Source organism: Nitrosomonas communis (assembly GCF_900114745.1).
GTDB lineage: Bacteria > Pseudomonadota > Gammaproteobacteria > Burkholderiales > Nitrosomonadaceae > Nitrosomonas > Nitrosomonas communis_A.
This window is the reverse complement of the sequence record NZ_FOUB01000027.1, coordinates 20,430-43,406: the sequence shown is the minus strand read 5'-3', so window position 1 is coordinate 43,406 and position 22,977 is coordinate 20,430. Positions and strand designations below refer to the sequence as shown.

At 43.4% G+C, this 22,977-nt stretch carries 24 protein-coding genes; 13 read left to right on the top strand and 11 right to left on the bottom strand.

Annotation, left to right across the window (positions count from 1 at the left end; all coding sequences use genetic code 11):
* Positions 1–65: 65 nt before the first annotated feature.
* Entirely contained in the window at positions 66–260 is a 195-nt protein-coding gene (locus BM122_RS11180; protein WP_074905635.1) for a YbdD/YjiX family protein, read from the bottom strand.
* A gap of 33 nt (positions 261–293) precedes the next feature.
* Positions 294–2,336, bottom strand: coding sequence for a carbon starvation CstA family protein (locus tag BM122_RS11175; RefSeq protein ID WP_074905634.1), 2,043 nt, complete (start codon positions 2,334–2,336; stop codon positions 294–296).
* A gap of 270 nt (positions 2,337–2,606) precedes the next feature.
* Between BM122_RS11175 and BM122_RS25130 the strand changes: the two genes are divergently transcribed.
* Together BM122_RS25130 and BM122_RS25125 are read left to right on the top strand one after the other, a co-directional pair.
* Positions 2,607–2,783 carry a type I restriction-modification system subunit M N-terminal domain-containing protein gene (locus BM122_RS25130; RefSeq protein ID WP_256212011.1) on the top strand — a complete coding sequence of 59 codons (177 nt, stop codon included), beginning with the start codon at positions 2,607–2,609 and terminating at the stop codon, positions 2,781–2,783.
* Positions 2,784–2,854: 71 nt separating this feature from the next.
* The gene (locus BM122_RS25125; protein WP_256212010.1) at positions 2,855–3,046 is read left to right on the top strand and encodes a hypothetical protein; all 192 of its coding nucleotides are present in this window, start codon (positions 2,855–2,857) and stop codon (positions 3,044–3,046) included.
* Positions 3,047–3,180: 134 nt separating this feature from the next.
* On the opposite strand, the gene BM122_RS11165 is transcribed toward BM122_RS25125, so the two are convergent.
* Together BM122_RS11165 and BM122_RS11160 are read right to left on the bottom strand one after the other, a co-directional pair.
* Positions 3,181–3,525 (bottom strand): hypothetical protein, encoded by a 345-nt coding sequence (locus BM122_RS11165; protein WP_074905633.1) that lies wholly within the window; start codon positions 3,523–3,525, stop codon positions 3,181–3,183.
* The gene (locus BM122_RS11160) at positions 3,525–3,764 is read right to left on the bottom strand and encodes a hypothetical protein (RefSeq protein ID WP_074905632.1); all 240 of its coding nucleotides are present in this window, start codon (positions 3,762–3,764) and stop codon (positions 3,525–3,527) included. The genes BM122_RS11165 and BM122_RS11160 overlap by 1 nt, the downstream gene beginning before the upstream one ends.
* 243 nt (positions 3,765–4,007) lie before the next feature.
* Here BM122_RS11160 and BM122_RS11155 point away from each other — a divergent pair, with 243 nt between their 5' ends.
* From BM122_RS11155 to sdhA, 9 genes are all read left to right on the top strand, one after another.
* Entirely contained in the window at positions 4,008–4,610 is a 603-nt protein-coding gene (locus BM122_RS11155) for an anthranilate synthase component II (protein WP_074905631.1), read from the top strand.
* A gap of 3 nt (positions 4,611–4,613) precedes the next feature.
* Positions 4,614–5,639, top strand: a complete 1,026-nt coding sequence (gene trpD / locus BM122_RS11150; protein ID WP_074905630.1) for an anthranilate phosphoribosyltransferase — start codon at positions 4,614–4,616, stop codon at positions 5,637–5,639.
* A 9-nt stretch (positions 5,640–5,648) separates the two neighbouring features.
* Positions 5,649–6,539: an indole-3-glycerol phosphate synthase TrpC gene (locus tag BM122_RS11145; protein WP_074905629.1), complete on the top strand. Its 891-nt coding sequence runs from the start codon at positions 5,649–5,651 to the stop codon at positions 6,537–6,539.
* Positions 6,540–6,863: 324 nt separating this feature from the next.
* Positions 6,864–7,829, top strand: a complete 966-nt coding sequence (locus BM122_RS11140) for a PstS family phosphate ABC transporter substrate-binding protein (RefSeq protein ID WP_074905628.1) — start codon at positions 6,864–6,866, stop codon at positions 7,827–7,829.
* A gap of 255 nt (positions 7,830–8,084) precedes the next feature.
* The gene (locus BM122_RS11135; RefSeq protein WP_074905643.1) at positions 8,085–9,806 is read left to right on the top strand and encodes an OprO/OprP family phosphate-selective porin; all 1,722 of its coding nucleotides are present in this window, start codon (positions 8,085–8,087) and stop codon (positions 9,804–9,806) included.
* 335 nt (positions 9,807–10,141) lie between these two features.
* Entirely contained in the window at positions 10,142–11,161 is a 1,020-nt protein-coding gene (locus tag BM122_RS11130; RefSeq protein ID WP_074905627.1) for a PstS family phosphate ABC transporter substrate-binding protein, read from the top strand.
* Positions 11,162–11,292: 131 nt separating this feature from the next.
* On the top strand, positions 11,293–11,682 hold the full coding sequence (gene sdhC, locus BM122_RS11125; protein ID WP_074905626.1) for a succinate dehydrogenase, cytochrome b556 subunit: 390 nt from the start codon (positions 11,293–11,295) through the stop codon (positions 11,680–11,682).
* Positions 11,676–12,029, top strand: coding sequence for a succinate dehydrogenase, hydrophobic membrane anchor protein (sdhD, locus tag BM122_RS11120; RefSeq protein WP_074905625.1), 354 nt, complete (start codon positions 11,676–11,678; stop codon positions 12,027–12,029). The genes sdhC and sdhD overlap by 7 nt, the downstream gene beginning before the upstream one ends.
* Position 12,030: 1 nt before the next feature.
* On the top strand, positions 12,031–13,794 hold the full coding sequence (gene sdhA, locus BM122_RS11115) for a succinate dehydrogenase flavoprotein subunit (RefSeq protein WP_074905624.1): 1,764 nt from the start codon (positions 12,031–12,033) through the stop codon (positions 13,792–13,794).
* 133 nt (positions 13,795–13,927) lie between these two features.
* Here the strand turns inward: sdhA and ftsB are convergent, their stop codons facing one another.
* From ftsB to BM122_RS11085, 6 genes are all read right to left on the bottom strand, one after another.
* Positions 13,928–14,233, bottom strand: coding sequence for a cell division protein FtsB (gene ftsB, locus BM122_RS11110; RefSeq protein ID WP_074905623.1), 306 nt, complete (start codon positions 14,231–14,233; stop codon positions 13,928–13,930).
* Positions 14,233–15,516: a phosphopyruvate hydratase gene (gene eno / locus BM122_RS11105; protein WP_074905622.1), complete on the bottom strand. Its 1,284-nt coding sequence runs from the start codon at positions 15,514–15,516 to the stop codon at positions 14,233–14,235. Before eno ends, ftsB begins: the two co-directional genes overlap by 1 nt.
* 149 nt (positions 15,517–15,665) lie before the next feature.
* Positions 15,666–17,345, bottom strand: coding sequence for a CTP synthase (locus BM122_RS11100; protein WP_074905621.1), 1,680 nt, complete (start codon positions 17,343–17,345; stop codon positions 15,666–15,668).
* A 654-nt stretch (positions 17,346–17,999) separates the two neighbouring features.
* Entirely contained in the window at positions 18,000–18,419 is a 420-nt protein-coding gene (locus tag BM122_RS11095; protein ID WP_074905620.1) for an ExbD/TolR family protein, read from the bottom strand.
* Positions 18,419–19,192: a MotA/TolQ/ExbB proton channel family protein gene (locus BM122_RS11090; RefSeq protein ID WP_083398455.1), complete on the bottom strand. Its 774-nt coding sequence runs from the start codon at positions 19,190–19,192 to the stop codon at positions 18,419–18,421. Before BM122_RS11090 ends, BM122_RS11095 begins: the two co-directional genes overlap by 1 nt.
* 4 nt (positions 19,193–19,196) lie before the next feature.
* Positions 19,197–19,928, bottom strand: coding sequence for an energy transducer TonB (locus BM122_RS11085; RefSeq protein ID WP_074905619.1), 732 nt, complete (start codon positions 19,926–19,928; stop codon positions 19,197–19,199).
* 360 nt (positions 19,929–20,288) lie between these two features.
* On the opposite strand from BM122_RS11085, the gene BM122_RS11080 reads away from it, so the two are divergent.
* Positions 20,289–20,705: an RDD family protein gene (locus tag BM122_RS11080; protein WP_074905642.1), complete on the top strand. Its 417-nt coding sequence runs from the start codon at positions 20,289–20,291 to the stop codon at positions 20,703–20,705.
* Positions 20,706–20,867: 162 nt separating this feature from the next.
* Complete coding sequence (locus BM122_RS11075) at positions 20,868–22,103, top strand: dicarboxylate/amino acid:cation symporter (RefSeq protein WP_074905618.1); 1,236 nt, start codon at positions 20,868–20,870, stop codon at positions 22,101–22,103.
* A 55-nt stretch (positions 22,104–22,158) separates the two neighbouring features.
* Here BM122_RS11075 and BM122_RS11070 read toward each other — a convergent pair whose 3' ends face one another.
* The gene (locus tag BM122_RS11070; protein WP_074905617.1) at positions 22,159–22,770 is read right to left on the bottom strand and encodes a hypothetical protein; all 612 of its coding nucleotides are present in this window, start codon (positions 22,768–22,770) and stop codon (positions 22,159–22,161) included.
* Positions 22,771–22,977: the final 207 nt, after the last annotated feature.

The window sequence follows — 22,977 nt, the reverse complement described above, 5'->3', positions numbered from 1 at the left end:
TAGAAGCGTCTCACCTATCTCATACCTGAGTTCGGTAAGACGCCCCGTTTTCATTAGTCGCGAGATTAACAGCAGCGGCTGATTTTGCCGCCATAACGCGCTTCCTGCCGCTCACGAAAGAATGCTTCATAAGACATGATTTCCTTATCAGGATGCGCTTCTTTCATATGTGCAACATACACGTCGTATTCAGGCACACCGATCATTAAGCGCAGGCTTTGTCCTAAATAACTCGCTGCGCGGATAATTTTGTTTAGCATGATGAGAACCTCTATTGAGTAGTTTTAAATTAATTAATAAGGATTGACTGGAGAAAGTTTGACACGCGCGGCTCTGCGTGCAAGCAATACCGTTCTCAAACCAAAAAACAGCATGCTGAGCAATATGCACATGAACATAGCAGCGAGCCCAGCGTCCAGATAATCGTTGAAAATCACCTGCTGCATCTGGGAAGTTGATTTCGCGGGCGCAAGCAGATTTCCAACACTGAGTGCTTCCTCATATGAGTTCGCATGAGCGAGGAAACCAATTCGGGGATTGTCATCAAATATCTTATGCCACGCGGCAGTTAAGGTGGTGCAGGCAATCCAAACGGTTGGCACAATAGTGATCCAGGCGTAGCGGTCGCGTTGCATTTTGAATAGGATGCAGGTACACAAAATGAGCGCAATGCAAGCAAGCATCTGATTCGTAATTCCGAACAGCGGCCATAAGGTATTGATACCGCCTAAGGGATCGATCACCCCCTGGTAGAGAAAATATCCCCAGCCACTGACACATAACGTGGTAGCAATAAGATTGGCGGAAATGGAGTCGGTGCGTTTCATCGCAGGGATAAAAGTACCAAGCAGATCCTGCAACATAAATCGTCCCGCACGCGTACCCGCATCCACTGCAGTCAGGATGAAGAGGGCTTCGAACAGAATCGCAAAGTGATACCAGAATGCCATCATTGCCTGTCCGCCGATAAAATTGGACAGGATTTGCGCCATACCGACAGCCAGAGTAGGGGCGCCGCCGGTACGCGAGATGATAGTATTTTCACCCACATCTTTGGCTGTTTGAGTCAACATCTCCGGCGTAAGATAAAAGCCCCATTGCAAAATGGTTTGCGCAGCAGACTCGGCAGTGGTGCCGATTAAAGCAGCAGGACTATTCATGGCAAAATAGATCCCGGGTTCGATGATGGAAGCCGCAACCAGTGCCATAATCGCGACAAACGACTCCATCAGCATAGCGCCATAACCAATAAAACGCGCATCCTGCTCATTTTTAATCATTTTGGGTGTTGTACCCGATGAGATCAACGAATGAAAACCCGAGACAGCACCGCATGCGATCGTGATAAACAGGAACGGAAACAAGCTGCCAGACCAAACCGGGCCCGTCCCATCGACAAATTGGGTGAAAGCCGGCATTTTAAGCTCGGGAGAAATAGCCAGCACACCCACAGCTAGCCCGACAATTGTGCCGATCTTCAGGAAAGTCGACAGATAATCACGCGGTGCCAGCAACAACCAGACAGGCAGCACCGAAGCGATGGCGCCATACGCAATCAACATAAAAGTAAGCTGGACCCCATTAAAGGTAAATAAAGCGGCCAGCTCAGGGTTTTCCTGAATGGATTGCCCTCCCACGATTGCGAGCATGAGCAGAATAAAGCCGAGCAAAGAAACCTCACCGACCTGTCCTGGGCGAAGATAGCGCGCATAAATACCCATGAAGAATGCAATCGGAATGGTCGCAGCCACGGTAAAGGTCCCCCAAGGTGATTCCGCTAATGCCTTGACCACAATCAACGCCAATACCGCCAGCAGAATCAGCATGATAAAGAAGGTACCCACCAGTGCAATCATGCCAGGGACGGGCCCAAGCTCAGATTTGATCATATCGCCGAGTGAGCGGCCATCGCGCCGCATCGACATAAATAACACGACGAAATCCTGCACGGCACCGGCCACCACCACGCCGATCAGCAACCACAGCAAACCAGGTAAATAACCCATCTGGGCAGCCAGAATCGGCCCAACCAACGGCCCAGCACCGGCAATGGCAGCAAAATGATGACCAAACAACACATACTTATTGGTGGGCACATAATCCAGCCCATCGTTAAATTTATGTGCAGGTGTGATGCGCTCGGAATCCAGTCCCAACACGCGCCGTGAGATAAACAAGCTGTAATAGCGATAGCCGATCAGGTGTACACAAACTGCCGCGATCACAATCCAGATCGCGTTTATGGCTTCGCCTTGCTGTAAGGCAATAACGCCAAAAGCAAAGGCGCCTGCGATGGCTAATATCGACCAGCCAGCATGCTTGAAAAGATAATTCATGTTTTTTTTCCTGTAGATAATAGTTACGATTGATTTGAGCCGTGATGCTTGTAGGGTGTATTTTACTTTACTGATAGATCCTTGAAATGAAGTGATTTCCTTTGGTTGAACAACCTGAGATAAATTTAGCCACAAGAATTAGCTAAGTGGTTAGCGATTAATTGAGAGAAATGGCTTAAGAATAACTTATAAGGGTTTGAATAACGCTATCCCTTATGGAATACTTGGCGTATTTTTCATTCTTTCAAACAACCATCAGATAGCTGATTCATGACCCCTGCAGCGCTCAAACAACTTGAAAATGACCTATGGACCGCAGCTGACAATCTGCGCACCAATTCCGATCTCAAATCCAGTGAATATTCCACACCGGTACTTGGGCTGAGTTTTCTCAAGTTCGCTGATAATGAATACCGGCAATATGAGAAGAAAATTCTGGCTGAATAAACTGCGCGCTCAAAGGCACGCGCCGGGAAAAAACCTTCTCCGAGATTGCCATTGAGCAATGTGGTTTCTACTTGCTGGATCACGCACGTTATGACTATCTGCTCAATCTACCGGAAGAGAAAGACATCGCCCAAGCGATCAAGCAGGCAATGAACGCCATCAAGGAATACAAAAGTGTGGGGGGTTGTAGTGGAAACAATCACACGCTTTATCGTGTAATCATACCTGATCTCTTTCAGTATCAGACCATTTGTTGTGAATAACCTCAATCTTATCTGCTGGTTTTACAAGGTATTTACGAGGCTTCTTATCAATCTATGCCGCAATAGTTAGCAAACACAACAATGGCAAAAGAAACCAAAGAACCGGTGCAATCTTTAAAAATAATTCATACATATCAATCTCCATTGGGATTAAATGAGTACTTTGCGTCTGTTCTCCACAATGGTTCTGGCGATTCAACCCATTTTTGGTTATATGAATCAAAGAAATAGACCTCTCTCCCAGTCCTGGCCCATTCGATAATCATTTCGGCGTGTGGATGGGGATTGCACAGCAGGTATTCATGCACCACATTGGTATTACCAGTTTTGCGATACAGGATCATTAATGCAGATGCACTGCTTCCGTTAACTATATTTGATTCCTTGCCATTAATATCGCGCCACTTGAATCCATGAACACTTTCAACAATCTCACTTATCTGCTCCTCACTTCCGGTAAATTTTTTCCAGGTGGGCATTAGTTATTTTCCTTCTGCTTGCCAATGATTAGTTCAGAGAAACAATAAGCTCTTACTACAAAATCAGAGCATACCATTACAGGATCGCTTTTAATGTGGGCTTGATTGTATATGGCTGGGGCCACAATTAACTTATCTCCACAACAGCATAAAGTGTTGATAGCCGTATAATGACAGCCATACTTATGATCTTCTCTGATTTGCACACTATTTTTGTTTTCTAGAACAACTTGATCCACTACTTACTCCTTCTATTTTTCATCAAAAATCCCTTCCGTAAAAAATATTAGGGGCGCATTGAACTGTTGCAGTTTTTTCAGAGGTAGATATAGCCGGCAATGAGTATACTAATTAATAGGATCGTTATGAAGCCCGTTTTTACCTTGTGATATCATAGACAAAATAAAAAGAGGATAGATTAGCGGGTATGTAATGGAGTATAAAAAAGTGAAATATATATATAACAATAAGTTATTTGAAATATGCTGCTGATGATCGACAATTATGATTCCTTCACTTATAACCTGGTGCAATATTTGGGTGAGCTGGGTGAAGAAGTCGAAGTTTTTCGTAATGATGAAATAACGCTGGAGCGTATTAAACAGCTTCACCCTGACAGAATCGTCATTTCCCCAGGTCCTTGCACCCCCAATGAAGCCGGGATTTCTTTGTCATTGCTTAAAGATTATGGTGGACAGGTCCCTACGCTGGGTGTATGTCTGGGTCACCAGAGCATCGGCCAGGCATTCGGTGGCCGCATCGTTCACGCCAAACAGCTCATGCATGGTAAAACCTCGCAGATTTTTCATCATGATGTCGGGGTGTTCCGTGGTCTGCCTAATCCGTTTGTGGCAACGCGCTATCATTCTCTTGTGATCGAGCGCGAAAGCTTGCCAGATTGCCTGGAAATCACCGCCTGGACGGAAGATGGTGAAATCATGGGGGTGCGCCATAAGACAATGCCGATTGAGGGGGTGCAGTTTCATCCTGAGTCAATTCTGAGTGAACAGGGTCACGAATTACTCCAGAATTTTCTGACGGGTAGTTCGGAATCAAAAAATAACTCCTTTCGTAAAGCTGTTTAATCTGTGAGCCCACAAGCGATATTGACTCGGCTGATCGAGCAGCGGGAAATTCCATACGATGACATGCTGGCGCTGATGCGGAAAATTATGGCAGGCGAGTTGTCCCCTGCCTTGATTGCTGCCATTATCACCGGGCTGCGGGTGAAAAAAGAGACGATTGAAGAAATTGCTGCCGCCGCACAGGTGATGCGTGAATTTGCTGCACGGGTTGATGTGTCGGATTTGACCCATTTGGTAGATACTTGTGGAACGGGTGGCGATACTTCCCATACCTTCAATGTTTCCACTGCCTCAGCTTTTGTTGCTGCCGCCGCCGGTGCACAGGTGGCAAAACACGGTGGGCGCTCAGTATCCAGCAAATCAGGCAGTGCGGATGTGCTCGAAGCGATTGGGGTCAATCTGGATCAAACCCCTCAGCAAATTGCCCGATCAATTGATCGCATCGGTGTCGGTTTCATGTTTGCGCCTAATTTTCATCATGCCATGAAGCATGCTGCTCCGGTGCGGCGTGAATTAGGGGTACGTACCTTATTCAATATTCTGGGGCCACTGACTAATCCTGCCGGTGCCAAGAATCAGCTATTAGGTGTCTTTGATGCAAAGCTGGTCAGCATTATTACGCGCGTGCTACAACGATTGGGTAGCCATCATGTCATGGTTGTCCACGGTTATGATGGCTTGGATGAGATCACGATTACCGGGGAAACCAGGGTGGGTGAACTTAAGCAAGGTGAAATTTATGAATATACCATCCAGCCAGAGGATTTTGGTATTGCCAGTGCACCGATTGAAACGATTAAAGTAACCGATCTAATCCATGCCAAAGAAATGCTGCTCGCTGTGCTGGATAATCAACCTGGCCCCGCGAGAGACATTGTTTTATTGAATGCAGGCGCAGCCATTTACGTGGCGGGAATCGCAGCATCGCTTGCCGAAGGGATCGAAAAAGCACGAGAGGTTCTTGCTGGTGGGACAGCCAGGAAAAAGATGCAGGACTTAATTGTATTTTCTCATCATAAAAGTAGCTAGGATTCAAGCATGTCTGACATTCTGAATAAAATTCTCACCGTTAAAGTGCAAGAAGTGGCAGCCGCCAAAGCATTGAAGCCATTATCCGTAATACAAGCAGAAGCTGAAGCAGCAAATCCTTCGCGTGATTTTGTTGGCGCTATTCACAGCAAGATTGAGCAGGGATTTCCTGCGGTGATTGCTGAAATAAAACAGGCGAGCCCAAGCAAGGGATTGTTGCGTGGGCGGGTCAAATCAGCAGCTTCTTCTGACTTGACCATGGGGAATACCCTTAGTGCCGAAATTGAAGGCTTTGATCCGGCAGAGATTGCGGCAAGTTATGCCAGACATGGTGCGGCTTGCCTATCTGTTTTGACAGACAAACAGTTCTTCATGGGGAATGCAGACTACTTAAAACAGGCGCGCGCAGCCTGTGAGCTACCGGTGTTGCGCAAGGATTTCATTTTGGATAATTATCAGGTGTTTGAGTCCCGTGCCATGGGGGCAGATTGTATTCTGCTGATTGTTTCCGCTTTTTTGCTGTTTCCTTATCCCGATGAAAAGCAGGCTGCTGATCCCCTTGCACGTATGCATCAACTCGAGTTTCTGGCGCACTCTCTCGGGATGGCGGTACTGGTTGAAGTGCACGATGCAGATGAACTTGAACTTGCCTTGCAGTTGGCTACTCCACTGATCGGTATTAACAATCGCAATTTACGTACTTTTGAAACGCGCCTGGATACGACTTTGCAGTTGCTGGAACAAATCCCAGAGGAGAAAATTGTCGTTACTGAAAGCGGCATTAAGACACGTGATGATGTCGCTTTGATGCAGGCGCATCAGGTCAATACGTTTTTGGTAGGGGAAACATTCATGCGCGCAGACGATCCGGGAGTGGAGTTAGAGCGATTGTTTTTTTAAGAAAGCTCCGAGTAAATGACTGCTGCGGTACATTGAAGGGGTGCCTGAAAGACGGGCATCTGTGGATAGTAAGCTTTAAAATGGCTTGTCACAATTTTGTAATATTTATCCACTAGTATTCGTTAGTCCATTTCTCAATCAAAACTGACTTTGTCGGCTTCACCTTGTCAATGATTGATACTGTCTGCGGCCCGCCTTCGTGTCATTTTTGATTTGGAAATGGAATGACTCATTTTACTAAGCGATATCATTAACTTTCAGTGCTAATCACATACGGAGGAACTCACTTTGAAATCACACATACTCAAAATTATCCCTTTCGTTATGGTCTTGACTACGGCGATTATGATGAGTAATCCAACTAGCGCCGGTCCAGTCATAACGATGGATGGTTCTAGTACTGTCTATCCGATCACAGAAGCTGTTGCAGAAGATTTTCAGATAGCTAAAAAAGGTGGCGTTAGGGTAACGGTAGGAATATCGGGGACAGGCGGTGGGTTTAAGAAGTTTTGTCGAGGAGAAATCGATATCGTCAATGCCTCGAGACCGATCCAGCATTCTGAAATGGAAGCATGCAAAGCAGCGGGTGTTCAATATATAGAAATGCCCATTGCTTTTGATGCCTTAACTGTCGCCATTAATCCCCAGAATACCTGGAGCAGAACGATAAGTGTTGCCGAGTTGAAAAAAATATGGGAACCGTCAGCACAGGGAAAAATAACCAAATGGAATCAAGTTAATCCAGCATGGCCTGATGAAAAAATCAAGCTATTTGGTGCCGGTGCAGATTCGGGTACTTTCGATTATTTTACAGAAGCCATTGTTGGTAAGGCAAAATCGAGCCGCGGTGATTTTACTGCATCCGAAGATGATAACGTACTGGTACAAGGGATCGCAACGGATAAGTATAGTCTGGGTTTCTTTGGCTTTGCCTATTACACTGAGAATAAGAAGAAAGTCAATGCTGCTGCGATAGATAATGGTAAGGGTGGGGTCATTCCTTCAGCAGAAACAGTAGAAAATGGAAGTTATCAACCTTTATCTCGCCCGATCTTTATCTATGTAAATGCTAAAGCGGCAGATAAGCCAGAAGTGAATGAATTCGTCAATTTTTACATGAAAAATGCACCCACCCTTGTAAAAGAAGTCAAATACTTTCCTTTGCCGGCAGAGATTTATCAGTTGAACCTCGATCACCTTAAGCAAAGAAAAGTAGGGACAGTTTTTGGCGGTGAGAGCAAATTAAATCTTAGAATCGATGAAGTGGTAAAACTGGAAAGGCGATTATAAAATAGAAAGCCTCCGGCAAAGCCGGAGGTTATCTTGATTGGCCTCTTAATTGTTGATTCAATAAAAGTAAGTTTTTTAGCGGTTCCCCTCCGTGCGCTTTGCACTATTTCTTATTTCACTCACTTATTTCGACCTTCCCTAGTATAGTTGGTCTTCCGGCTGAATTCTCTTCCAAGTTTTGTCATGAATGTCATAAATCTGTAATATTGATCCTCTAATATGCTGTCCCTAATGACAATTCATTTAGGACAGAACATGAGGATATTCAAGCAAGCGCTAGCATTTTCTTTGGCTTTGAGTGCTGGAGCTGTTTCATACGTTAATGCATTAGAGCTTTACGTCGATACCAAGACTAAGCAAATTTTTGCTGAACCGGGGCCTGGTCGAGTACTGTTGGGTACGTTTGTAAAATCTGAAGATGCGCCTGCAAAAACTGAAACACCAAAGGTACTATCCGCACCGTCACAGACTTCAACAGAGTCATCGAGAAAAACTGAGTCGGCTGAATTAACTCCAAGCCGTAAAGATCAAACCACGGAGGTGGCAGATAAAGTTGCGAATGAGAGTCTTGCCGACAAGGTTTCAGTGCTTGAAGAACGCGTCAAGGAAGCCGAGAAAGTTCATATGGAGTTTGATGATCGAGGTTTGCACTTTAAAACCAAAGACGGTAATTTCTCGTTTGCCGTGAATGGACGTATCCAGCCAGCCGCACAATACAATTTCATCAATGATCCTAATCCGGCTTTTGGTCATAGTACACCCAATGAACTGAATAGCGGCGCGAATATCCGCCGGGCACGTCTTGGCGTGGAGGGTACTTTTTTCAAAATATGGGATTATAAATTTGAGTTCGATTTTAGTCGTGGCAATGGTACGGTAGCCTCTGGAATTACCGATGCTTTTGTGCGGCTGAACCATACTGATGCATTATCCTACAAAATTGGTTCGTTCAAGGAACCATTCAGCTTGGAAGAAGCGGCCAGTAACCGTTTCCTAACCTTTATTGAACGTCATATGGCAGTTAACTCTTTCGTCGACAACCCTAATACTTACAAAACAGGTATAGGTGTCAATTATGCAGTTCCACGCTGGCAGACTGGAATTGCCTTTCAAACAGAACCTGTTGGTGGATGGTCAGCTGCTTCTACCTCGGTCAACGCTAACGGCAATCAGAGTCGCAATAACGGCTCTGGCGATACTGGCTGGACAGCGATCGGTCGTATCACTGGCAGGCCGTGGATGGAAGATGAGACCAAATTCCTGCATGTGGGTATCTCTGCGGGTCATACTGACGTCAATACTCAGTACCGAGCTGATGGCACCATGGTGGGTGAGGGATCAGGCGGAGGAGGGGGCGGAATGTCGTTCACAGCATTCCCTGGAACAAACGTTGATCGTACCAATATTCTGAATACCGGAAACCTGAGTAATGGTGCATTAACTGATCCGAATCGTCGCCAGATTTCTAGTTTTGATCGTTACGGGGCAGAATCCTGGTTAGTTTATGGGCCATTTTCAGCGCAAGCTGAGTTTTTACGTACCAATATCAATGGCGTCGGTTATGACAATGAGCATTTGACTGGTTACTACGGTTTTGTAAGCTACTTCCTGACTGGTGAATCTAAGGCTTATCACGTTAGAAATGGTGCAGCAAACCGGATTAAACCCAAGAAACCGTTTAATTGGAACGGCTCAGGTTTTGGTGCATGGGAGGTTGCTGCTGGTTATGATTATATTGACATGAACTCTGGTGTCATCAGAGGGGGGCGAGCTTCAATGTTTAGGTTTGGTCTAAATTGGTATCCTCATTCGAACGTCAAATTTCAGAACAATATCGTTTATTTGCTAGATATCGACACATCTGGAGCTCCCACTACCGATACTCAAGGTTATTCTGGTGGTGCCGGGGCACGTACTCGTGGATGGGATAATGGTGATTTTGCTGCATTCCTGTCACAGATTACAGTTGATTTCTGAGCAGGGGTAAAGAAAACACACTGCTAAAGTTTCTCACACGCCTAGAATATTAGATTATTACTTGAATTCTCGGCTGGGTATGAGGAGTAGTTGTGCACCAAATCTAAATCGGCAATTGTTTGTGCGGTGAGCTAGTGATTCTACAACTATAGTGCGCTTGCTTAAGTGTTAGTTTCTGATTCATAAAGAGTATGTAATTTAAGTTTTGAACGATCGGAAAACGGACACGATCAACGTCTATAAAAAATTATTAATATTCTTATATCCATAGTCCTGAAGCTGCTCTAAAGCAAGCTGCTCGAAAGCAGCATCTCAATTAAAAAAAGGAGGATAAAATGTTACAAGTGCACAACCTTAAAGTGCTGAGTGTGTTTATCTTAATGAGTGCCTTAATCGGTTCTGCCGATATTGCGAGTGCTCAACCAATTATCAAAATAGATGGCTCCAGTACCGTCTATCCCCTTACCAAAGCGATAGCAAAAGATTTCCAGGTAGCAAAAAAAGATGCTGTGAAAGTGATGGTTAATATCTCTGGTAGTGGTGGCGGTTTCAATAAATTTTGCCACGGTGAGATAGACATCGTGAATGCATCCCGCCCTATTCTGAAAAATGAAATGGCAGAGTGCAAGAATTCCCGTGTGAAATTTGTGGAAATACCCATTGCTTTTGATGCAATAACTGTGGCTATTCATCCGGATAACAATTGGAGTACAACCATGACTATCGCACAATTGAGAAAAATATGGGAACCCATTGCACAGGGCAGAATTACCAAATGGAATCAGATAAACTTGGCATGGCCAAATGAAGATTTCAAGCTTTTTGGAGCTGATTCAGCATCGGGTACTTTCGATTATTTTACTAAGGCTATTGTTGGCAAGTCAAAATTAAGCCGTGGCGATTATATTGAATCCGAGGACGACAACGTATTGATGAAGGGAGTGGCAAACGATAAAAATGGATTAGGTTATTTTGGTTTTCATTATTACATCGAGAATCAGGATAAAGTTAAAGCTGTTGCGATAGATAACGGCAAAGGAGGTGTTCTTCCTTCTGCTGAAACAGTAGAGAACGGAAATTATCAGCCCTTGTCTCGCCCCATTTTTATCTATGTAAGTATCAACGCAGCAGAGAAGCCTGAAGTGAGAGAGTTTGTTGAATTTTATATGAAAAATGCTCTTCTTCAGGCGAAAAAAGCTGAATTCTTTCCATTACCACCATCAGCCTACCGAATCATGTCGGAGCACTTCAACAACAAAAGAGCAGGATCTGTATTTAATGGCAAACCAGCAATCGGCCTTACGATTGATGAAATGATCAGACGTGAGGGTCGCACAGAATTCGAGCATTATTAAGACAGCCATCAAATAGATTATGAATGAGGATTTTGCATTGTATGACACGGGATAACAGATTAAACTAGGCTTGGTAGAGATCGGTTAGTGTTGTCAATTACCTAAAAATAATAGGGTCCCTCACTCATTCTATGGAAGCAAAATTTCAAAGAAAGCGGCCAAAGTATCTCAATCTCTTAAAGATTAAGCAGCCCTTGCCAGCGCAGGTTTCCATCCTGCATCGTATAAGTGGAGTATTATTATTTTTTCCTGGTATTCCATTATTGCTTTACAGCTTGCAAAGGTTATTAGGTTCGCCCGAGGGTTTTGCCGAGTTACAGCTGATATTGGCTAATCCATTTATGAAAGGCGCTTTGTTACTGCCAATATGGTTTTTCATACATCATTTTTGTGCGGGTATTCGTTATCTGGCATTGGATTTGCATTATGGCATTTCCCTGCCGCATGCGCGTTTAAGTAGCAAGCTTGTATTGATAATGGGTTTTACCCTGACTGCGCTGATAGGAGTTTTATTATGGTAAAAGATATCAACCGTATCGTAACTGGCGCTCATTATGGCTTACGGGATTGGTTAATCCAGCGCGTAACAGCAGTATTGATGATAGTTTACGTATTGCTATTAGCATTCCTGTTCAGTTTCTACCCAATTTCTGATTATGCTGCGTTGAAATCGCTATTTGCCAGTCAATGGATGAGAATAGCTTCTTTTTTATTTTTTATCAGTCTTTGTTGGCATGCCTGGGTAGGGATGCGTAATGTATTGATGGATTATATTCATGCCACAAGTGTTCGTCTGACGATGCATATATTCGTCATCATTTCCTTATTTTTCTATCTTATCTGGTTTGCTGAAATTCTGTGGGGTTAACGTGAATATCCCTAAACGAAAATTTGATGTCGTCATTGTTGGTGCAGGCGGAGCGGGGATGCGTGCTGCGCTACAATTATCAGAGGCTGGCCTAAAAGTAGCCGTATTGTCAAAAGTGTTCCCCACCCGTTCTCACACCGTTGCTGCACAAGGCGGTATTGCTGCCTCTTTGGGTAATGTCACCGAGGATAATTGGCATTGGCATATGTATGATACGGTAAAAGGATCTGATTATCTTGGTGATCAGGATGCAATTGAATTCATGTGCCGGCAGGCTCCCGAGGTTGTTTACGAGCTCGAACACTATGGCATGCCATTTGATCGACTGGAGAATGGCAAAATTTATCAGCGCCCTTTCGGAGGGCATTCTCGGAATTTTGGCGATACGCAGGCAACACGTTCTTGCGCAGTGGCTGATCGTACTGGCCATGCGATGCTGCATACACTTTATCAACGTAATGTGAGTGCAAATACCCAGTTTTTTGTAGAGTGGATGGCATTAGACCTCATTCGGGATCAGCAAGGCGATGTGCTGGGTGTCACTGCGCTCGAAATGGAAACGGGTGATGTCATGATTCTGCAAGCGAGAGCGACATTATTTGCCACAGGAGGAGCCGGCCGTATCTTTCATGCCAGTACGAATGCCTTTATCAATACGGGAGATGGTCTGGGTATGGCTGCGCGTGTCGGCATCCCGCTGCAAGATATGGAATTTTGGCAGTTTCATCCAACCGGTGTGTATGGTGTGGGTGTGTTGATTAGTGAAGCTGTGCGGGGAGAAGGGGGGTATCTGATCAATAAGGATGGTGAGCGTTTCATGGAACGTTATGCTCCACATGCTAAGGATCTGGCGAGTCGTGATGTGGTATCCCGGGCATTGACTACCGAAATCAAAGAGGGTCGAGGTTATGGCCCTAATGCTGATCACCTTTTACTGAAGCTGGATCATCTTGGAGCTGAGGTCATTAAATCACGCTTACCTGGTATACGTGAAATCGCAATTAAGTTTGCGCACGTAGATCCTATTGAACAACCTATCCCTGTTGTTCCAACGGCTCATTATATGATGGGTGGGATTCCTACCAATCTGCATGGTCAAGTTGTTGCACCTTATAAAACAGGACCAGAAGAAGTTGTGCCAGGCTTTTATGCAGTAGGGGAGTGCGCTTGCGTTTCTGTACATGGAGCAAATCGTTTGGGTACGAATTCGTTACTGGATCTTATCGTCTTTGGACGATCTGCAGGAAATCAAATTATTGAAGATTTGAAACGAAATTCTCACCATAAACAACTCCCTGCTGACATCGCCGATACATCACTTGCAAGATTGGCACGTTTGGATAACCAGAAAGACGGAGAAAGTGTTGCCCAAATAGGGGAGATATTACGAAAAACCATGCAGAAATATTGTGGTGTTTTTCGCTTTGCTGACATGCTGAAGGAAGGGGTAGAAGAAATCCGTGAAGTTGCTCAACGCATTGCACAAACGGAAATTAACGATAAAAGTAAAATATTCAATACTGCCCGGGTTGAAGCATTAGAACTCGATAATCTGATTGAAGTGGCAATGGCAACCATGGTATCAGCTGAAGCTCGTCGAGAAAGTCGTGGGGCGCATGCCAGGGATGATTTCCCTGAGAGAAATGATGACAAATGGCTCAAGCACACTTTATTTTTCAAGGAAGATCGTCGTATTGACTACAAACCTGTTCGGCTGAAACCTTTGACAGTAAGCTCATTTCCGCCTAAAGCAAGAACTTATTAACAGTAATCTAATAATTTAGTTCGTGTGGCGCTTACTTTGCATCTTTTGATTCAAGGATAAAGTGCGCTTATTGCTTTATAATATATGATGACATCATAATTGTATGGGCAGTCATAATCCCAATAATTACGCTTTATTGTCTTTCTATTTGCGAATTATTTTCTTCATTGCTCTCCATGATTTGAAAAAAAACCTCATCTGCCTGTATCATTCCCAATTCATTGCGGGCGAGTTCTTCAATGGCATCGAGCCCTCTCTTAAGATTATTAACTTCTGCTTCCAGCACGGTATTACGGTTTTGTAATTTCTGATTAGTTTGGCGCTGGCTAGCAAGTTGCTGGTCTATTTCATAGACGTTTAACCAACTCCCTTTGCCATACCACAATGGATATTGCGCCAGAATAATCAGTACAATAAGCGTAACAGCCAGTTTCTTCATTACCTGAGCTGGTAGTAAGCTTTCCGTCCTGGATATTTGGCCATATCGCTGAGATCCTCTTCAATACGCAATAATTGGTTATATTTTGCTAAACGATCAGAACGGGATAGCGAGCCCGTTTTAATTTGCAATGCGTTTGTTGCGACCGCAATATCAGCAATGGTAGTATCTTCAGTTTCTCCCGAGCGATGAGATATCACAGCAGTGTAACCAGCACACTTAGCCATTTCAATGGCAGACAAAGTTTCCGTAAGCGTGCCGATTTGATTAACTTTAATCAAAATTGAATTCGCCACGCCGCGTGCGATGCCTTCTTTTAGAATTCTTGTATTAGTAACGAATATATCATCTCCAACAAGCTGCACTAATTTACCTAGTTTATTCGTAAGTAGCTCCCAACCTTCCCAATCATGCTCGCTCATGCCATCTTCAATACTGAGGATTGGATATTTGTCTACCCAGCTAGCAAGATAATCAACAAATTGAGCTGAGGTAAAACTCAATCCTTCTGAATCGATATGATATTTTCCATCTTTAAAAAACTCAGAACTGGCGCAATCAATACCAATTGCAACATCAGAACCAGGTAGATAACCCGCCTGATCAATAGCCTGTACGATAAGCTTGAGTGCTTCTTCATTACTCATGAGATTGGGGGCAAACCCTCCTTCATCACCGACAGTTGTCGGCATATTTTTTTTATTTATGAGCGATTTGAGTGTACTAAATATCTCAGCACCACATCGTACTGCCTCGCGAAAACTTTGCATGCCTAATGGGATAATCATGAATTCCTGCATATTCAGATTATTATTAGCATGTGCGCCACCGTTAATCAAATTCATCATAGGCACGGGCAGTGACCTTGCACCAATGCCTCCCAGATAACGGTATAGCGGTAAACCAGATTCCTCAGCCGCTGCTTTGGCAACCGCTAATGAAACAGCGAGAATAGCATTAGCACCTAACCTTGATTTATTCTCGCTGCCATCAAGATCTATCAGGGACTGGTCGATAAAAGATTGCTCTACTGCATCAAGCCCCATAATAGCTTCTGAGATTTCGGTATTAATATTTTCAACCGCTTTTAATACGCCTTTCCCTGAGTATCGTTGTAAGTCTTCATCACGTAATTCTACTGCCTCTTTAGTGCCAACAGATGCACCTGAAGGAACCGATGCGCGTCCCAGCACACCAGATTCAAGTAATACATCTGCTTCAATGGTCGGGTTGCCACGGGAATCTAAAATTTCACGGGCGATTACATCCACTATTGCACTCATGCGACTTTCCTTGTGGTTATTTCACTTAAATATTATGGGTAAATTATTTGTGTCTAAACAAACCAATCATTTTCTGTAATTGGATTGTTTGTGAAAGGTTGGGTAAATAAATTGAATAAACAGGAATATATAAAGCACATTACAACGATTCAAATAGAATTCTCTAATTCAGCGCCACTTTTCATTTCTGAGCTGCCGCGTTTGTGGACAAAATCAATAGCAGCTTTAACATAAGCTTTGAATAAAGGGTGTCCCATTCTAGGTGTAGAAGTAAATTCAGGATGAAACTGACAGGCAACAAACCATGGATGCTCACTTTGTGATAATTCGATCATTTCACATAAATTTTCTTCTGTGGATACACCACATACGTGTAGTCCTGCTTGTTCCAATTGGGGAATAAATTCTGCATTGACTTCGTATCGATGGCGATGACGTTCAGTGATTTTGTTTTTTCCATAAATTTTTCTTGCTAGCGAATTTTCTTCAAGTATGCACTCCTGTCCACCTAGACGCATGGTTCCTCCTAGATCTGTCTTTGCTGTGCGTTTCTCCAGGTGTCCCTCGCGTGTACGCCATTCAGTGATTAATCCTAGAACGGGATAAGGAGTGGTAGGATTGAATTCCGTGCTATGCGCGCCTTCCAGTTTAAGCACATTGCGTGCATATTCAATGACAGCTAGCTGCATACCAAGACATATACCCAGATAAGGAATTCGTTGAACACGGGCGTAGTGAATAGCTTCTATTTTTCCTTCAACTCCACGTTTACCAAATCCACCAGGAACCAGAATAGCATCCTTGCCAACGAGACAATCTGTACCATTTTTTTCAATATCTTCTGAATCGATATAGCATATGTTTATCTTGCTGCACGTATGAATGCCAGCATGAATTAACGCTTCGGATAAGGATTTATAGGATTCAGTCAGCTCGACATATTTTCCTACTAAAGCAATCGTTACTTCGTGTTTAGGGTGCTCTAGAGCATAAATCAGTTTTTTCCAGACGGTGAGATCAGCTGATTTAGCAAGTATATTCAGTTTGTGACAGATGATTTCATCCAACATTTGTTCATGCAGCAATGCGGGTATCTTGTAAATGCTGTCGACATCAATCGCTGAAATGACAGCTTCTTCCTTGACATTGGTGAACATAGCAATTTTGCGTCGTTCCTCTTGTGGAAGCATACGATCGGCACGACAAAGCAATACATCAGGTTGTATCCCAATTTCTCTTAGCTCTTTTACTGAATGTTGCGTTGGCTTAGTTTTTAATTCTCCGGCTGACCCAATATAAGGTAATAAGGTCAAATGAATAAAGCACGTGTCATGGGATGGAAGCTGCACTGCCATTTGTCTGATTGCTTCCAAAAAGGGCAAAGACTCAATATCACCAACGGTGCCCCCAATTTCTACAATAGCAACTTGGGCCTCATTTACACCCTTACGGATAAAAAGTTTTATTTCATCAGTAATATGGGGAATAACTTGTACTGTGCCGCCAAGATAATCTCCTCGTCGCTCTTTACGAATAACACTTTCATAGATTTGACCCGTCGTAAAATTATTACGTTTGGTCATCTTTGTAGTGATGAAACGCTCATAGTGCCCTAGATCAAGGTCGGTTTCTGCACCATCATCAGTAACAAAAACTTCCCCGTGCTGGAATGGATTCATCGTGCCCGGATCTACGTTGATATAAGGATCCAGTTTTAGCATCGTTACTTTAATGCCACGACTTTCCAGAAGGGCTGCTAATGAAGCTGCGGCAATACCTTTACCTAACGAAGATACTACACCGCCAGTCACAAAGACATACTTGGTCATGGGGGGCAATGTTAACTCAAAAAGGACATAATGGAAACCATAGGTCACAACTTCTATTGACTGTTTTAAAGCAATTACTCAGAGCTGTTTTCAATTTCAGTAAAAATGAACTAGCTATAAACATATAGTTCCAGATTAATAATCTGACATGAAAGCAAACTGTTTAGCAATTGAGAAAAAATATGTGTGTTTGGGTATTTCTACAAACATGATGGAACACTATTGCATAAATGGTCTGATGAAACAGAAATATTGTAAGGCTTTCTTACCTAAATGAAATAAGGAGCGATTCTGTTTACATTTAAACTTAAAGCCCTTTGATTCGCTAAATCAAAAATGTGGATAGATGCAATATTATTTTTTTAAATTGTTACAGTGTAATATTTAAAATAGCTATTATAGCGTTGTTGATAATACCGGTGGTATCAAAGTTTACCAGTTTATCTGCATCAGTCACCTAGATTCGAGGAACAATCTACCGTTCCACCTGGCTTTGGATGAACTCATTTTTTATACGGCTAGAGAATTGCATCCAATCATCAGAAATTTCTGAGGTAACCTTGGCAGGATGTTCTCAGCAGCTGTTTCATATAGGCCGGTAGTGATGCGTATCAATAATACGCATATTGTTACAATTTGAGCTGAAATCGTTCTTCATTCAAGAGTTGGATCCGTAACAAAGCCAATTTTTGTTAATCCAGCTTTTGCGGCCATACTCATGATGCGCGCTACATGTTCATAATGTGTATTTTTATCTGCACGGATATGGAGCTCAGTATTAGGAGAGTTTTCTGCTGATTGAGTGAAACGGGGCGCCAGTTGCTCAAGCGTGACTGGCTCACCATTCCAGAAAAAAATCCCTTCAGCTCGAATGGCAAAGTCAATGTGCTCTGGCTTGGCCGTATTGGGGTTGCTTGATGCTTTCGGTAAATCAATTTTTACAGAATGCGTGAGTAATGGCGCTGTGATCATAAAAATGATCAACAAAACGAGCATGATATCCACTAATGGTACTACATTAATTTCAGACATAGTTGTCTGTTGCTGATAGCGATCTGAGCTGCCAAAAGCCATTATTGTCTCCCTTCAAACGCTGAAGTAGTGGTTGCAGTTGGCGTAAACTGAGGATTGTGATTTTGTTCAGTTGCTGCCTTGGTGGTGTTATCTCCGCTTTTATTGCCAACTGTAACAATAGTAAATAAATCATGCGCAAACGCATCCAGCCGCGCCATCCATATTCTATTTCGTCTAATAAAAGCGTTATAGGCTAATACGGCTGGAATGGCAACAGCCAATCCTAAGGCTGTCATAATGAGCGCCTCCCCAACTGGTCCAGCTACTTTATCTAATGTGCCTTGTCCAGTAAGGCCAATTTGAATTAGCGCATGATAAATGCCCCAAACAGTACCAAATAGTCCGATATAGGGAGCGACAGAACCAGCCGATGCGATTATGGTGAGACCATTTCCAATGCGGGTAGCCTCTTGATCGATACCATTGCGCAGTGTGCGAGTTAACAATTCGCTTACCCCTCCAGCTGCTGCAAGTTTTTCCATGCCATGCCTCTGTGAATTTGTCGTTACATCTACCGCTAATTTAGCCAGATGGGCAAACGCATTATCTGTAGAAGAACCTTTCATTTCTATTTTCAATTCTTGTAAGGAATCAACTTCCCAGAAATGATTCAGAAAAGCATTGGCCCTTCGAGAGGCGATAAAATTACTGATGCTTTTCATGATAATCAAATACCAGCTCGCCACTGAAAGAGAAAGCAATAAAATGAATACAACCATTCCTACATGGTCTATCTGAGCTAGAAAATGAGAAAAACCAAGATTTTCTTCCATTACATTAGTTTCCTTGGATTACAAAATTAAAAGGTTGCAATGCGATAGCCCGTACGGGTTTGCCATCACGCACCGCAGGTTTACAGCGCCAGCTCTTAACCGCAGCGAGTGCGGCATTATCAAGTCGGGAATAGCCGCTACTATTGACGATACGGGTATTGCTGATGCGGCCTGATTCATCAAGTTCAACTTGAAGCATGAGTTTCCCTTCCTCACCCAATCGACGTGAAAGAGTAGGATAATCCGGTGCGCTCAATTCCGGACAAGATACCGATAACTCGGATGTAAGGGTCACAGGACCACTTTGCATTTGCTCGGGACGAGCAGCGGGTACAGCCTTCGTTTCTTGCTTTTGTGTCGATTCAGATTCCTCGTGTACTGGTTCTGGCGCAGGAGGGGAAGGGGAAGCGACTACTTTCTCTTTAGGCAGAGCAGGTGCAGTAGAAGCTAATTGACGTTGTTTAGGTTGTGGTTGTGCTTTTTTAACCACTTTAGGTTTTTCCGGAGGGGGCGGTATATGTTCTGCTTTTATATCAGCTTTGGGAAGCTCTGGCGCTTCAATTTTAGGTTGTGGTGGTGCAATCAGTTCAGCAAATAATGTGACTGTTTGCGTATTTGTAGATGGCAAGCGGTAATGCCACATACCATAAAGTAGGGCAGCATGTACCAAGAGTACAAATAATAGACCGATAAAAGAGATAGAGGAAGGGGTCGAATCGCGCTTAGTATGGACCATACAGTTAACGCCCTCCAAGAACAGAAATATATTGACTAATTAAGACGATTCTTGTGTAGGGATCATTTATTTAGATAACTTATCGTATCCGGAACAACTTTAAGTTGTGATAAAAATATTACTTATTGTAAAGTTTAACAATAACAATAACGCAAACGATAATAGTTATCAATCATTATTAACTGTTAATTGAGAGTTTTGCATTGATTAAAAAGACTGAACAATCTGGTTTATAAGGGAAAATATGAAATAATCTTTTAGAATGCCTTACAATGTGCTATTAGAGAAACCACTTTTTAAATTTTTATTAACTTGGCTAATCAGATTTTTAATTATACCATATCGCCTAAAAAATTTTCCATGACAAACTCAATTCCTCGATTTTGGCGGCGCACATTATGTATGCTTTACGAATTTTTGTTGCTGCTTGGAGTCTGGTTTATTGCCAGTTTTATTTTTCATTTAGTGTTTCGTGATCCTACAGCGATATATTTCAAGCCGCTCTTTCAATTTTATCTGCTTTCTGTTGCTGGCATTTATTTTATCTGGTTCTGGACGCATGGCGGGCAGACTTTGGCCATGCAAACTTGGAAAATGCGTGTGGTAACCGTTAATGGTAATAAGCTCAGTACTCGGCAAGCTATTACCCGTTACCTTCTTGCCGTGATTGGCATCACATTTTTTGGCTTTGGAATTATATGGGCATTATTCGATCGTGACCGCCAGTTTCTGCATGATCGGCTCGCCGGAACACGTATTGTAAAAGTAGAATACTGAGATTGAAGTTCAATCTTATCCCATTTTCTAAATCAAAACTGACTTTGTCGGCTTACCTTGCCGTATTAATTATACTGTCTACGGCTCGTCTTCGTGTCATTTTGATTTAGAAATGGAATTACTTTGCTCATAGCGCATCTGCTGATAAAGCCTGGAGTTCTTATGATAAAAATATCTCTCAATATGCAAATCATGCTAGGGGTATTAGGCGGTATTTTGCTGGGTTTGGGGTTTGTCATGGTCGGTCTGGATTCGCCTATCTCTCAAAATGGTTTGTATGTTGCTAGTTTGATAAGTACCTTATTCATTGATTTGTTGAAAATGATACTTGTCCCATTGGTGTTTACTTCCATTGTGGTCGGTGTTGCGAATTTACGTGCACATCACCAAATCAATCGAGTATGGCAAATCACGCTTGTTTTTTTTGCATCTACTATGGCTTTGGCGGTGATACTTGGTCTGACAGTAGCCAATCTCTTTCGGCTGGGTGAGGGGCTTGAGATTGCGATGTTTAAAGATGCCATGCAAGATATCGATGTTAAGCAAATGTCCTTGGGCGAATTTTTTGCTCACTTTCTACATTCGCTTTTTCTAAATCCAATCACAGCGCTTGCTGAGGGTCATATCCTGGCTATCGTAATCTTTGCATTATTGCTTGGAATTGCTATGGTAGTGGGCGGGGAGCGCTATCATAATATCCTCATTTTGATGAAAGAATTTCTGGAGCTAATCCTGATGTTAGTGAGTTGGATCATGCGTCTTGCTCCGCTCGGTATCATGGCATTGCTACTACAATTGATTGTTGCTCAGGATATGGCCCTGCTTACTACACTGCTTAAATTTATTGTCATTGTTATTGGGACAACATTATTCCATGGTTTAGTTATCTTACCACTCATACTTTATTTAACGACCGGTGTGACCCCTTTTAGATTCTGGAAGGGTGGGCGCGAAGCATTGATCACTGCTTTTGCAACCAGCTCCAGTGCAGCCACTATGCCTATAACGATGCGTTGTGTGGAGCAGCATCTACATGTTAAATCCGATGTGGCGGGCTTTGTCGTTCCGTTGGGAACGACTATCAACATGGATGGCACCGCATTGTATGAAGCTATAGCCGCTTTGTTCATCGCTAACTTGGTAGGAATCGAGCTTGATATCACACAACAACTTATTGTCTTTTTCACTGCCATGTTGGCTTCTATTGGGGCACCTGGTATTCCAAGTGCAGGCATGGTGACCATGGTGATGGTGCTTCAATCAGTGGGTTTACCCGCTGAGGCAGTAGCTATTTTACTCCCTATCGATCGGTTATTAGATGCGTTTCGCACGATGGTCAATGTTGAGGGAGATATGATTGGAAGTATAGTCGTACAAAAATGGATAAGAAGCCCTTAACGAGTTAGCATCAAAAAGTTAGCTTTTAACCATATTCACACCGGGTTAGCCAGGGTTACAAGGGAGTAACACGTATTACGCGCGGGTCATCCGCGAATTCCAGTAACAATCGGCGTACACGCGCCTGCCATGCATCTGCAAAAGCATTGCGTATTATTTCATCAGCACGATTTTGCAGGATAGCCGCCAAGCGTCCACTTTGTGCCGGATCACCAGGTACTAAAGAAACATCGAGCTCCACTGCCACACTCGCCCCGGTATCAAGACGTTTGAAGAGGATAGCTTCTCCTTCTCGCTGGTCTGCAAAACTCAGTAATCCCATCCTTCTGAAGCGCCCTTGAATACCATGGAAACCATTATCGGCAGCTGCGCCAGTTAATAATGTCAATACTTGCGCCATCACACCTGTGGTGCCTTCATTTTCTGGTGCGGGCATATGGACAGCAATTGATCCTCGCGCAGCAGGCTCATCCGGATAAAGTGCACGCAGGGCAGCTCGCCCGATGAGATATGCGCCAGCGACAGTAGGACATGAATGGCCGGCGAGACGTACCGCGTCGACATAATGGTATTCCAGTAAACCATCACGCGCAGCACCTAACATGGCTGCAAATGGATCACGGGTTTGTACGACAGGTGACAGTTCATAAAAATCGGGAAAATTCATGGGATATTAACCTTGATGATTAAATTAAAATGGTTTGCAATGTGCTATTTAAACATACTGAGAAGGTATCGATAAAATTATCTCGCCTGATTAGCAACACTGCAACTATAATTCCATTTCTAAATCAAAACTGACTTTGTCGGTTTCATCTTGCCGTGTTATTGATATTGTTTGCAGCTTGCCTTCGCGTCACGTTTGATTAAGCAA

Excerpts from the sequence above, each read along its gene's own strand:
- BM122_RS11100 (WP_074905621.1), bottom strand. The coding sequence starts at position 17,345 with ATGACCAAGTATGTCTTTGTGACTGGCGGTGTAGTATCTTCGTTAGGT.
- eno (WP_074905622.1), bottom strand. The coding sequence starts at position 15,516 with ATGAGTGCAATAGTGGATGTAATCGCCCGTGAAATTTTAGATTCCCGT.
- ftsB (WP_074905623.1), bottom strand. The coding sequence starts at position 14,233 with ATGAAGAAACTGGCTGTTACGCTTATTGTACTGATTATTCTGGCGCAA.
- sdhD (WP_074905625.1), top strand. The coding sequence starts at position 11,676 with ATGGTAAAAGATATCAACCGTATCGTAACTGGCGCTCATTATGGCTTA.
- BM122_RS11130 (WP_074905627.1), top strand. The coding sequence starts at position 10,142 with ATGTTACAAGTGCACAACCTTAAAGTGCTGAGTGTGTTTATCTTAATG.
- BM122_RS11085 (WP_074905619.1), bottom strand. The coding sequence starts at position 19,928 with ATGGTCCATACTAAGCGCGATTCGACCCCTTCCTCTATCTCTTTTATC.
- BM122_RS11075 (WP_074905618.1), top strand. The coding sequence starts at position 20,868 with ATGATAAAAATATCTCTCAATATGCAAATCATGCTAGGGGTATTAGGC.
- BM122_RS11175 (WP_074905634.1), bottom strand. The coding sequence starts at position 2,336 with ATGAATTATCTTTTCAAGCATGCTGGCTGGTCGATATTAGCCATCGCA.
- BM122_RS11095 (WP_074905620.1), bottom strand. The coding sequence starts at position 18,419 with ATGGCTTTTGGCAGCTCAGATCGCTATCAGCAACAGACAACTATGTCT.
- BM122_RS11165 (WP_074905633.1), bottom strand. The coding sequence starts at position 3,525 with ATGCCCACCTGGAAAAAATTTACCGGAAGTGAGGAGCAGATAAGTGAG.
- BM122_RS11070 (WP_074905617.1), bottom strand. The coding sequence starts at position 22,770 with ATGAATTTTCCCGATTTTTATGAACTGTCACCTGTCGTACAAACCCGT.
- BM122_RS11155 (WP_074905631.1), top strand. The coding sequence starts at position 4,008 with ATGCTGCTGATGATCGACAATTATGATTCCTTCACTTATAACCTGGTG.
- BM122_RS11145 (WP_074905629.1), top strand. The coding sequence starts at position 5,649 with ATGTCTGACATTCTGAATAAAATTCTCACCGTTAAAGTGCAAGAAGTG.
- sdhC (WP_074905626.1), top strand. The coding sequence starts at position 11,293 with ATGGAAGCAAAATTTCAAAGAAAGCGGCCAAAGTATCTCAATCTCTTA.
- BM122_RS11140 (WP_074905628.1), top strand. The coding sequence starts at position 6,864 with ATGGTCTTGACTACGGCGATTATGATGAGTAATCCAACTAGCGCCGGT.
- BM122_RS25130 (WP_256212011.1), top strand. The coding sequence starts at position 2,607 with ATGACCCCTGCAGCGCTCAAACAACTTGAAAATGACCTATGGACCGCA.
- BM122_RS11080 (WP_074905642.1), top strand. The coding sequence starts at position 20,289 with ATGACAAACTCAATTCCTCGATTTTGGCGGCGCACATTATGTATGCTT.
- BM122_RS11090 (WP_083398455.1), bottom strand. The coding sequence starts at position 19,192 with ATGGAAGAAAATCTTGGTTTTTCTCATTTTCTAGCTCAGATAGACCAT.
- BM122_RS11135 (WP_074905643.1), top strand. The coding sequence starts at position 8,085 with ATGAGGATATTCAAGCAAGCGCTAGCATTTTCTTTGGCTTTGAGTGCT.
- BM122_RS11180 (WP_074905635.1), bottom strand. The coding sequence starts at position 260 with ATGCTAAACAAAATTATCCGCGCAGCGAGTTATTTAGGACAAAGCCTG.